5 protein-coding genes are annotated in these 11,881 nt (G+C 74.7%); 1 reads left to right on the top strand and 4 read right to left on the bottom strand.

Going from position 1 to position 11,881, the window contains the following annotated elements; genetic code table 11:
• Positions 1-17: 17 nt before the first annotated feature.
• On the bottom strand, positions 18-806 hold the full coding sequence (locus tag ACZ4WQ_RS31300) for an Fpg/Nei family DNA glycosylase (RefSeq protein WP_385336849.1): 789 nt from the start codon (positions 804-806) through the stop codon (positions 18-20).
• A gap of 79 nt (positions 807-885) precedes the next feature.
• Here ACZ4WQ_RS31300 and ACZ4WQ_RS31295 point away from each other — a divergent pair, with 79 nt between their 5' ends.
• Positions 886-2,037 (top strand): PP2C family protein-serine/threonine phosphatase, encoded by a 1,152-nt coding sequence (locus ACZ4WQ_RS31295; RefSeq protein ID WP_311725450.1) that lies wholly within the window; start codon positions 886-888, stop codon positions 2,035-2,037.
• A gap of 15 nt (positions 2,038-2,052) precedes the next feature.
• Here ACZ4WQ_RS31295 and ACZ4WQ_RS31290 read toward each other — a convergent pair whose 3' ends face one another.
• The 3 genes from ACZ4WQ_RS31290 to ACZ4WQ_RS31280 form a co-directional block, all read right to left on the bottom strand.
• The gene (locus tag ACZ4WQ_RS31290; protein ID WP_398373388.1) at positions 2,053-4,998 is read right to left on the bottom strand and encodes a glycosyl hydrolase; all 2,946 of its coding nucleotides are present in this window, start codon (positions 4,996-4,998) and stop codon (positions 2,053-2,055) included.
• Positions 4,995-8,294, bottom strand: coding sequence for a family 78 glycoside hydrolase catalytic domain (locus ACZ4WQ_RS31285; protein ID WP_398373386.1), 3,300 nt, complete (start codon positions 8,292-8,294; stop codon positions 4,995-4,997). Before ACZ4WQ_RS31285 ends, ACZ4WQ_RS31290 begins: the two co-directional genes overlap by 4 nt.
• Before the next feature lie 141 nt (positions 8,295-8,435).
• Positions 8,436-11,843: a glycosylhydrolase-like jelly roll fold domain-containing protein gene (locus ACZ4WQ_RS31280; RefSeq protein WP_398373384.1), complete on the bottom strand. Its 3,408-nt coding sequence runs from the start codon at positions 11,841-11,843 to the stop codon at positions 8,436-8,438.
• Positions 11,844-11,881 lie beyond the last annotated feature (38 nt).

The raw sequence follows: 11,881 nt of genomic DNA, 5'->3' as shown, positions 1-11,881 counted from the left end.
TCGTCATGACCCATTCCTCATGATCCGTCCGGCTGACAGCGGGGGCACCAGGCGGTGGTCCGCCCCGCCATCCGGGTGCGGCGCAGCGGGCCGCCGCAGCGCGGGCAGTGCGGGTCGGGGTCGTCGCGGCGGCCGGTGAGCCAGGAGGGGCCGGTGGGCACATGGCCCGCCCGCACCGACGTCCGCAGCACGCCGCGCATCTCGCGCTCCAGCCGGGCCCGCTCCTCGGCGCTCAGCCCGGCGGTCGGCCGCGCCGGGTGGATGCCCGCGCGCCACAGGATCTCGTCGCCGAGCAGATTGCCGAGCCCGGCGACGACGGACTGGTCGGTCAGCGTCGCCTTGACCCGGCCGCGCCGCCCCGCCAGCAGCCGGTCGAGTTCGGCGCGGCTCACGGACAGCGCGTCCGGGCCCTGGTCGCCCAGGATCCGGTCCACGTCGGCCTCGGTGGCGGCCAGCCACAGGCCCTGGAGCTTGCGCTGGTCCCGGTAGCGGAGGTCATGGCCGTCGTCCAGGGCGAGGGTGACGCGGTCGTGCGGATGGGGCGGCTCGTCGTGCGGGCGGCACAGCAGATCGCCGGTCATCCCGAAGTGCAGGAGTACGGTGGGACCGTCGGTACGGGCGATCAGCCATTTGCCGTGCCGCTCCGGAGCGCCGAAGCGGTGGCCGGTCAGCTCCCGCCGCAACCGCTGAGGCGTCACCCCGCGCAGCACGCCGGCGTCGCTCACCTCGACCCGCTCCACCCGGCGGCCCTCCGCGCAGGAGGCCAGCACCCGCCGGTAACCCTCCACATCGGGTAGCTCGGGCATAGCGCCACACCCCACGATTCGCGGCCTTTACAGCACGTTAACTCCGGAATAGTCCGTAATCCGATTAAAGTAGCAGGTTATGCGATTCCTCCGCTCTTCAGCGGACCGGGGAGCTTACGGTCACAGCCGTAGGCTCTTCGCGGTTGCGCGGTGCCTGCCCTTCGTGGCCCTCGTCGCGGTGGTCACGATCGAGCTCTCACCGGCGCATGTCATATACACCGGCCCCCTGCTGTCCCCTGCCCCGGCGCTGGCCGCGGTGACCATGGGGCCGCTCGGCACCAGCGCGGTGGCCCTGCTCGCCTTCGGGGTGAGCTCGGCCACCGCGACCGCCAACCACGCCTGGGGCACCCAGCAGGTGTACGCCAACATGGCCGCGCTGCTGCTGGTGGCGCTCGCGAGCGTGGTGGGCAGCGCCGTGCGGGTCCGCAGGACGCAGGAGCTGACCCAGGTGCGGCGCATCGCCGAGGTCTCGCAGAACGTGGTGCTGCGGCCGCTGCCCACCCGGATGGGCATGGTGATGGCCGCCAGCGTGTATCTGGCGGCCGAGCGGGGTGCGCAGATCGGCGGCGATCTCTACGAGGCGATGACCACCCGGTTCGGGGTGCGCCTGATCGTCGGGGACGTACGGGGCAAGGGGCTGGCGGCCGTGCGGTCGGCCGCGGCGGTGCTGGGCGCCTTCCGCGAGGCGGTGCACTACGAGCGGGACCTGGCCGAGGTCATGCACCGCTGCGCGGCCGCGCTCCAGCGGGAGTACGCGCTGATGGACCGCACCGACCCGCGGAACTGGGAGGAGCAGGCCGAGCAGTTCGTCACCGTGCTGCTGGCTCAGGTGCCGGACGACGCGACGATCCAGGTGATCAACCGCGGCCATCCGCCGCCGCTGATCGTCCAGGACGGCTGCGTACGGACCCTCTCCCCCACCCGTCCGCTGCCCCCGCTGGGCCTGGAGGAGTTCCTCACCGGGCCGCCCATCGGCACCGAGACCTTTCCCTTCGCCGTGGGCGAGCGGATGCTGCTGCACACCGACGGGGTGCTGGAGGCGCGCAACCGCTCCCACGAGTTCTTCCCACTGCCGGAGACCCTGGAGAAACTCGACGGCGCGACCCCGGAGGAGTACCTGGAGCGGCTGCGCCAGGCGCTCGTCCGGCACGCGGACGGGCACCTGGCGGACGACGCGGCGATGATCCTGATCGAGCGAGCCGTCACGGCCCCCGCCCCCGGCGAGCCCTAGAGCCGGCGGGTCACCTCAGCCGGTGGGCAGTGTCGCGCGGCCGTAGGGGACCAGGCGGACCGGGCCGATCAGGCCGTAGCGCTGCCGCTTCGCGGCGCCGAACTCGGCGGGGCGGACGGTCCGCAGCCGGTTGAGCAGCGTGGTGGCCACCTCGACCTCGATGGTGTTGTCTCCGCGCCGCAGCAGGCCCCCCAGATCCACCACGCCGGTCACCTGGTCCACGGGGCCCACCGCGGTGCCGTTGACCGTGACCCGGTAGGTGTCGAAGACCTCGCCGAGCTCGAGCCGGGCGCCGTTGGCGCCGGTCCAGCCGCGCCCCAGCCGCACCGTGGCGCGGTAGCGCCCGATGCCGGACGCGTCCTCAAGGCCGGGGAGGTCCGGCCAGGCCGCGAGGGCGTCCAGGTCCAGCCGGTGTTCCACCGTGACATGGCGGTCGGGCGAGGGGCCCGGCCGCCAGTCCGCCACCCGCAGCGACCAGCGGTCCAGGGTGAGCGGCGCGGGCAGCTCGCCGATGCGGGCGACGGCCCTCCGGCCGTCGCTCACCACGGTCTCGCGGGTGCCGGGGCGGGTGTCCACCACCTCCAGGACACCGTCCGTGACCCGCGCCGACTCGGCGTCGGTGCTGATCGCGTGGAGCGGCCCGGCGCCGCGCGCGAGCGCGACGAGGGCGGTGGCCCCGGGCGCCAGGGCCATCCGCAGCGTGACCCGGTCCCCGTCGCGGCGGTGGACGGCGACCGGCGCCACCTCGCCGGTCCAGGCGTCCAGCGCGTACGGGGTGGCCTTCGGCCAGGGCGCGGCGATGGCCACCTCGTGGTCCACCGTCTCGGTCGCCGAGCCGTTGGCGAAGAAGTGGTAGGCCACGTCCCGCGCCGCCCGGTGGCAGTGCAGCAGCGGCGAGCGGGCCGCGTACGCCACCTCGGGCCCAAGGCCCAGGTCGGCCAGGGCCGCCGGGATGTCGGGCCGGTCGGCGACATTGCGCACCCCGGGGACGGCGAACAGCCGGGTGATCAGGGCGCGCAACCGGTCGTCGTCGCCGTCGTGCGGCAGCCCGGGCACATGCCCGTCGGACCAGTCCCCCACCACGATCATCGGAAGGCCGTCCTCGGCCAGCTCGATCAGTTTGCGGGCGGTCACCAGTTCCAGGGTGCGCTCACGCCCGATCATGACGTCGCCCTCCAGCACCAGGACCTTGAAGGCGGGCCCGTCGGGCGCCAGCCGCCCGCCCCGTACCACGGCGCTCGGCAGGCCGAGCGAGCGCGGGCTGAGGAAGGTGTGCGTCCAGCCGAGTGGCACCCCGTCCGCGGTGAACCAGGGCGCGCCGAGCCCGGAGCCCGCGTAGCCCTTCTGGCGCAGCACGGCCACGTCCACGCGGTGGCTGCCGGTCTGGAGCACGCCCTGGATCCGGCCCAGGTATCCGGCCACGTCGGACACATGGCGCCAGGCCGGGGTGCGCGGCCCCCATGCCTCGCCGTATCCGGGGCCGCCGTGGTACGGGGAGAAGGCGGCGAAGCCCGGCCAGGCGGCGCCGGGCGCGGTCGCGTAGCCGAAGCCGTGGAGCACCGCCTGGTTGACGCCCGCGCAGTACTGGGTGACCAGCTTGCGCAGGGTGGCGTCCCAGGTGGTGGCGTACGCGCCGCCCGCCGTGGCGCCCGCCTCGTTGGACAGCACCCGCCCGCCGCCCATGTCCCGGCCGCCCGCCAGACAGCGGAAGTCGTCGAGGTTCTTGAAGCCCAGCGACTCGCCTTCGGGGATGTCCAGGAGCGAGGCGCTGTGGATCGCGTCGGTCTCCAGGCCGTAGGGCTGGACGCGCAGGGCGAGGCCCAACGAGTGGGCCCAGTCGCGCAGCGGCAGCAGGTGGTGTTCCAGATACAGATCGGTGATGACCTGCATGTAGTCGCGGCGCACCGCCTTGTTGGTGGCGGCGTCGAAGGCGAAGACATACTTCTCGTCCTTCTCGATCACCGCGGCCAGATACGGCAGCAGGGGGTGACCGATCCGCCGCTCGAACTCCTCCGCGAGGCCGGGGGTCCACAAGGTGGCGTCGGTCTCGATCTCCAGGGAGTCCTCGAACAGCGCGCCCCCGGCCCGGCGCAGCAGCTCCCGGACCCGGCGGGTGAGGATGCGGCGCTCCCAGAAGTCGGTGACCGCGCGGGTGCCGGCGGCGTTGAAGTGGTCGACGACATAGGCGAGCGGGGAGGTGTGGGCCGGGCCCTCGGGCCGCTGGCCCGAGCCGCGCTCCCAGTACGAGATCACCGCCCACTGTCCGTCGTCGGGCGCGGTCCACTGGAGCGCCCCGTCGCGGACCAGCGCGGTCAGGTCGGTCACCGAGTCCCGGTCCAGTTGCAGCGGCGCCGGGGCCGCGGCGGCCGCGCCGATACGGGCCGCCTGCACCCACAGCAGCCGCCGGGCGGTGGCGCCCTCGGCCGCAGGCACCACCGGCGGCGGCACCGGGCCCGCGTAGGAACCTTGGAAGGTGTTCAGGCCGTGGGCCAGCTCGTGGGCCGCCGCGTCGCTGTCCGGGGTGATGGTGGGCACTGCGGCGGGCCAGGCCGGGCCGATGGTCACATCCACGGTGAGGCCGCGCCGGTCGGCCTGGCGCAGGGCGCTCTCGAGACCGGCGGCCCAGGCCGCGGTCCCCCAGCCGTAGCGCTCGGCGTCGATCGGCTCGCTCAGGCTGTGGGTGACGGCCGCGACCTCCACCCCGCCGAACCCGGCGTCGGCGATCTGGTCGACCTCCCGGGCGATCTCGGCCGGGTCCACCAGGCCGTCCGGCCACCACCAGCGGAACTTGGGCCGCACCGCGCGGCCCGGCGAGGCGAACGCGGCGGCGAAGCCGGGCCGCGGGGCCTTGCCGCGCGCCGCGGCGGGTGTCGCGGCTGCCGGGAGCACCGCGGCCGCGCCGGCCGCCGCGCCCAGGCCGAGCAGCGCCCGGCGGCGCGGGCCACCTCTGTCGTCTCTCATGCGTCACTCCCGGTCGGCGGCTCGTAGACGGAGGTGAAGGTCCAGGTCCCGGAGGCGACGGCGTACACCCGCGCGCCGTCCTCGGTACGCAGCGGACGCGCCCCGTCCGGCGCCCCCACGGCCCCGGAGGTGACGGGCACCCGCACCTCGGCGGTGGTCCCGGCGGGCACCGTCACGGTCAGCCGGTACGCGGAGCCGTCGCGCCGCCAGGCGCTGCGGGCGGGGCCGTACGGGGTGGTGTACGAGGCGGCCACCTGGGTCAGGTCGCCGACGACGGCGGGTGCGAAGAGCAGCTTGCGGTAGCCGATCGAGTCGTCGGTCTGCCGGATCCCGGCGAGGGAGCCGGTGAACCAGGAGTCGACCGAGCCGAGCATGAAGTGGTTCTGGGACTGGCCGGAGCCGCCGTCCCAGGTCTCGCCGAGCGTGGTGTTGCCGTGCACCACCTGGTAGCCGTAGCTCGGGCTGTCGGTGCGGGTGGCGATCCGGTAGACCACGTCGTCGCGCCCGGCGGCGGACAGCACCCGGAAGGCGGCGGGCAGCGAGATCTCGCCGAGCACGAGGTGGTCACCGGCCTGCTCGACGCTGTGCACGAAGTGGTCGAACAGCCGCTGCCGCTCGCCGTCGGGGACGGCGCCCATGTCCAGCGCGAGCGCCTCCGCGCCGTGTCCGCCACCGCCGAAGGTGCCGGTCGCGGCGTCGTAGTACTTCGCGGACAGGGCGGCGACCGAGGCGTCGGCCTTCTCCCGGTACGCGGCGGCGTCCTCGCGCTCGCCGAGCACGCCGGCGATCCGGCCGAGGGCGTCGACGACCCGCCAGTAGCCGTAGGTGCCCGCGACGGCGCGCGGGAAGGTGCGGTCCGGGGTGATCCAGTCGCCCAGGCCGTAGTCGAGGATGCCGTCGCTGACCTGCTGGGCGAGGAAGGCCGCGTACCGCTTCATCCTCGGGTAGTAGGCGCGCAGCGTCTCCCGGTCGCCGTAGGTCGTGTAGAGCTGCCAGGGGACGAGGACGAACGCCCCGCCCCAGTTGGCGTCGTTGCGGTAGGAGCCGGGCAGCAGGGTGTAGTCCGGCACGGTGCTGGGGATCAGGCCGTCCGGGGTCTGGGCGTCGGCCATGTCCCGCACGATCTTGCGCAGCTGGGACTGCATGTCGTAGTTGGCGGCCAGGGCGGGGAAGACCAGTTGGTCCTGCTCCAGCCAGCCGAGCTTCTCCCGGCTGGGGCAGTCGGTGAGCACGCTCATCATGTTGCTCCGGATGGCGCCCCTGATGAGCCCGTGGATGCCGTTCAGCAGCTCGTCGGAGCTGGTGAACTCGCCCGCCGAGGCGTTGTCGGTGCGCAGCACCAGGCCGCGTACGGACACCTCGGCGCCGGCGGACAGCCCTTTCAGCTCCAGATAGCGGAAGCCGTGGTAACTGAAGCGCGGATGCCAGGTCTCCGCCCCGCGGCCGGCCGTGGTGTAGCTGTCCCACAGCGGCGCGCCGACGTTGCTGATGGACTGGTGGGCGTGGCCGTCCTTGAGGCTCTCGGCGGGGTGGACCCGCACGGCGGTGCCCTCGGGCGCGCGCACGGTGATCTCGGGCCATCCGGCGATGTTGCGCCCGAGGTCGAACACCCGGCTGCCGGCCGGGGAGTTCGCGACCTCGGTGCCCTCAAGGGTCTCGGTCACCCGGATCGGCTCGGTCTCGCGGGCGCTGACCTGGGCCGGGTCGGTGGCGGTGCCGGGTGCAGCGACGACGGTGGCGGCGCGCCAGCCGGTGCGGTCCCCGCCGGGCCGGTCCCAGCGCGGGAGCTCCCGGCGGGCGTCGTAGTCCTCTCCCCCGTACCAGTTGGAGGAGGTGGTGGCGCCGAGCGTGGTGCGCCAGTCGGGACCGCTGGCGATGCGCCGGACGGTGCCGTCGGCGAGGGTGATCTCCAGCTGGGCGAGCAGCTTGGGGTCGCTGAGGTTGCCGTAGAGCTTGCGGTAACGGTCGGCGGTGCTCACGACGTTGGCCATGCCGTTGCCCAGCTCGACGCCGATGGTGTTGGCGCCGCGCCGCAGCCGCTCGGTCACGTCGTAGGTGGCGTACTGCACGCGGTCGGCGAAGTCGGTGTTGGCGGGCTCCAGTACGGCGTCTCCCACCGGGCGGCCGTTGATCCGCGCGTCGTAGACCCCGAGGCCGGTCAGGTAGAGGCGGGCGGAGCGGATGCCCTGGGGGACGGTGAAGTCCTTGGCGAACAGCGGGAGTCCGGCCGGGAGGTACGGCTTCGGCGGCGTCTGCCCGGTGACGCGGGCGGACTCGGTGAACGGGCCGGTGGCCGCGTCCGAGGTGGAGACGGTGTAGTCGACGGGGAAGTCCGGCACCCGGCCGTCGGCGGTGAGGACGTCGGCGCGCGGGTAGAGCAGCACCCGGTCGAAGCGGGCGGTCTGCTTCAGGTCCAGGGTGAGGGTGATGGGCGTGGCGGAGACATCGGCGTCGGGGTGCGGCTTGCTCGCGTACCCGGCGGCGGTCTGCGCGCCGCTGTTGGTGAGCCCGTCCACGGCGAGGGCCGGCTCCCAGGTCTTGCGGACGGTGTTGCTCTCGGAGGCGGTGACCGCCGCCCCTTTGGCGAGGTCGGGGCCTTCGGGGTCGGCCGAGTCGCGCACCTCGATCTCGGCCAGTTGGAGCCGCCGGGTGAGGTGGGGGAAGTCGCCTTCGGCGAGCGGCAGTCCGAGCCGGGTGACGTCGAGCCGTACATAGCGGGCGTCGGTCTTGGGCAGGTCGACGACCACGGGGGTGACCTGGCGGCCGCTCAGCTGCCAGTCGGCGTGGCCGATCCACTGGGCGGACCAGTCCTCCGGGGAGGTCAGCCCGGTCTCGAAGACGGACGGCGCGCTCCAGCCGGACGCCCGGCCCGCGCCGCCCCCGGTCCACACCTTGACCCGCCAGTACACCCGGGTGCGCGGGCCGAGCCGGTCGCCCGCGTAGGTGGCGCGCGGCGCGTCGGAGCGGACCTCGCCCGAGTCCCACAGGTCGGGGCGGCCGGCGTCCAGCCGGGCCGCGCTGGTGGCGGCCTGGACGCGGTAGGCGCGCTGCACGGTGTCCCGGCCGGTGACGGACGGCCGCCAGCTGAGCTCGGGTGTGGTGTCGTCGATGCCGAGCGCTTGGCTCAGGGCCCCGGTGCGCAGCGCGCTGGGACGGCCCGCGCCACTCGCGTCGGCGGGGGCCGCCGAGGGCACGGTGGTGGCCAGGGCGGCGAGGGCCGCGACGGCGGTGGTCGCGAGCCGGGCGAGCCGTCTGCGGCGCAGCGGTGGCCGCGGAGGTCGGACGGGTCTGTCCATGGAGCATCTCCGAATGAGTGGTCGGGGGCCCGGAGGGATACGGGCGGAAGTCGGGCGCGCCGGAACACGAAACGGGCGCGAAGCGGGCGCGGCCCGGGGCCGCGGCTCCGGGCCGCTGGTCAGGCGCTGGTCAGGCGCTGGTCACGCTCGGGTCAGAAGGGCCGTCACCGGGCGCAGCGGGCGCAGCGTCACCGGCCCCAGCAGCCCGGACGGCAGCGGCTTGCCGCGCTCGTTGGAGAGGGTGTTGGCCACGCGGACGGCGATGGTGTTGACGCCGGGGCGCAGCAGCTCGGTGACGTCCACGGAGTACGGGGCCCACAGCGCGGGCGGCAGCGCGGTGCCGCCCACCGTCACCCGGGCCACCTCGCGCACCTCGCCGAGGTCGAGGTGGAGACGGCGGCCGTCGAGGTCCGCGCGGGTGAGGGTGATGTTCTTGGTGTAGGTGGCGCTGCCGGAGAAGCGCGGGTCCAGGTCGGCCCAGCTGCCCAGCGGCCGTACGACGGGCTCGGCGCCGTCCCGCTCCAGGGTCAGGGTCCAGTCCCCGTCCAGCGGAATCGCCCGCAGCGGGTCGGTGACCTCGGCCTCGCCGCGGTAGGTGTGGCGCCCGTCGGTTCCGGTGAAGGCGTAGCGGCCGGGTGCGTCCGCCAGCGCCTTCGCCCGCAACCCGCCGCCCTCGGCGGTCACGGCGGTGACCGGGAGATCGGCCCGGGTCAGATGGGCGCGCGCCGTGGTGCCCGCACGGAACACCACGGCCAGCGTCTCGTACGGGCGCAGGCGCAGCGGCAGCCGGGTCGCCTCGGCTCCGGGCCGGCCGACGGTGGTGTGGACGGGGGCGGGGATGACCGTGCCGGTGGCCGGGTCGCGCAGCTCCGGTGCGCCGCCGGCCGGGAGGACCGCCTCGGTGTCCACGCTCTCGGCGCTCTCGTTGTTGAGCAGGAAGGCCGTGTCCCGGCCGGAGGTGGTGCGCAGCACGAGCACCGAGGGGGCGGGCGGATCGAGCACGGCGGCGGCGACACCCGCGGCGCGGGCCGCCTCGCCGAGGCCGGCGGGGTCCGCGACCCGCTCGGCCCGCCCCCGGCCGACCCGGCGGCTGCCCGGGGCCTGCTCGGGGAACAGGGCCCGCAGGGCGCGGCGCAGCGCGGCGTCGTCGCCGTTCGCCTCCTGGTCGGGCAGCTCGCCGACCGCGAGGACCGTGCCGCCGCCGCGGGCGAAGTCGGCGAGGGTGCGGACGGTGGCGGCGTCCAGGACCGGGGTGTTGGGCACCACGGCCAGCTCGTAGCGGGCGTGGCCGACGGCCAGGGTGCCGCCGTCGGTCCTGGCGTGGTCGCGCAGCGCCCGGTCGCCGGACAGGGCGCCCTCGTGGACGAGGTCGAAGTCGGCCTGGGCGCTCTCCAGCGCCCGGGCGGCCGCGCCGAACGCGGTGTCCAGCGCGGTGCCCTGGTCGGTGCCGCGCCACTGCTCGGCGGCGCGCTGCGGCTGGATCAGGGCGGTGCGGGCGGCGGAGGTGCCGCGGGCGGACTCCATCACGCGACCGGTCCAGTCGGCCAGCGGGCGCATGGCCCACCACCAGGGGGCGCGCGGGCCGATGGGCGGCGGGAAGTAGACCCGGGTCTCGTCGGTCCACAGCGCGTGCAGCACCGTCAGGTTGACGCCCCTGGCGGCGCCGGCGCCCAGCAGCGCGTGGGCGAAGGCGGGCGCGACCTGCCACCCCATGTTGCCGAAGGCCTCCAGCAGCACCCGCTCGCGGCCGGCCTGGTGGGCGGCGCTCGCCGGGTTGCGCGGGATCATGCTGGGCTTGCCCGCCACATACTCGCCGGTGATCATGTCCCCGCCGGGGATCTGCGCCCACTGGTTGACCTTGTGCAGATCGCCGGTGGAGGCGATGCGCTTGGCGGGGGCGGCCTCGTCGTACAGGGGGTTGGTGATCAGGGCGACGCGCCGCTCGGCGTACCAGTCGGCCTGTTTGCGGAAGGAGAGCGCGAACCGGTCGGAGACCGCCTGCCAGAACCGTCCGCGCAGCACCCGGCCCTCCCGGCCGAGGCCGTCGTCCAGGAGCGCGGCGTACGCCCGGCCGGGCTCGGCGCCGACCGCGCGCAGGGCCGCCTCGAGCGTGGGCGACCAGGGCGCCCGCTTGAAGTGCGGCTCGGCGGAGGCGAAGAACGGCTCGTCGTCCCAGAAGCCGGGCACCACGGTGCCGAAGTAGCGGCCGAATCTGCGGTGGTACTCGCCGGGCACCATGTCCAGCATCAGCTCGATGGGTTTCTCGTCGAGCAGGTCGACATAGGCGCGGCTGTAGCCCTGGGTGTCGTCGGCCAGGGTCGTCCCGCCGAACACATCGATCTGCCACCGCCCCGCGGGCACCTCCCAGCGGCGGGTGGTCCGCAGCCGCTCGGTGAGTTCGACCAGCAGCGCGGCGTCGTCGGCGCCGACCGGGCGGGCGGCGGCCGCCACCGGTGCTGCGGTCCCGGGGCTCCGGCGGGTGGCGAACTCGCCGGGGGCGGCGGGGTCGGCGAAGTCCTCGCGGTAGAGAACGGTGTCGTCGGCGGCGGTGACGGTCAGGTCCTCCCACAGGGCGCGCTGGGTGCCGGTGGCGTGCACGCCGACGCTGCCCGCCGGGTGGGTGTCGTCGGTGACGGTGCCCTTGTCCTTGTCGTCCAGGCGGACGGTGAGCGTGGCGCCGCTGACGGCCACCCGCAGGGTGTGGAACTTGGTCCGGTTGAAGCCGTCGGTGCGGGCGCTGCGGGCGAGTTCGGACCGCTCGCCGCCGTCCAGCCGGGAGATGGTCACCACCCCGGTCTGGTCGAACTCGACCACATAGCCGTCGTCTCCGGTGGCGGAGGCGCGCAGCAGCAGTCCGGCGGCGGCCGTCTCGGCCTTGGCGCTGCCGGTGACCGTGCAGTCACCCCAGCGGGCCCCGCGGCGGAGCACGGCCGCGCCGTCGAGCACCGCGGCGTCGGCCACGAGCCGGCCGCTCTCGACGCCGACGCCCGTGGTCTCGTACAGGTCGACGGTGGCCGGGCCCTCCACCACGGTGGTCGATCGCCACAGCGCCTTGAGGCGCAGCTCGGGACGGGCGGGGTAGTGGCGGCCCCCGACCGTGCCGCCGTTCACGATCAGCCCGGCGGCGCGCCCGCTGGGGAAGTGGTTGTCGTTGAACACCCACACCCGCATCCCGGTGCGCTCGGCGACGGCCAGGACGTGTCCGACCACGTCGAACCAGTCCTCGCTGAAGAACACCGGGCTCATCTCGGCGTTGTCGAAGGGGAAGAGGACGACCTCGTACATCCCCTTGTCGCGCAGCTCGGCCATCTGGCGGTCGATCAGCTCATGGGTGACCGGTCCGTTCCAGTACCAGTACACCGTGGGGCGGCTGTCGCGGCGGGGGTCGGTGAACCGGGCCGCCGGGAAGCCGGCCCCGGCGGCGGACTCCGCGTGGGCGGCGGGCAGGCCGGTGCCGAGTGCGGCGACGACCGCCCCGGAGGCCATGACGAAGTGGCGTCTGGTCGGTCGGATCGGTCTTCCGGGCTCTGGGGTGCCGGTTTCAGGCATGGGGGCGCTCCCGTAGGGACAAAGGCGGAAGGAGGGGG

Source organism: Streptomyces sp. NPDC028305, from assembly GCF_055569495.1.
Note: the sequence above shows the minus strand (reverse complement) of the source record. Positions and strands in the feature narration are given on the sequence as shown.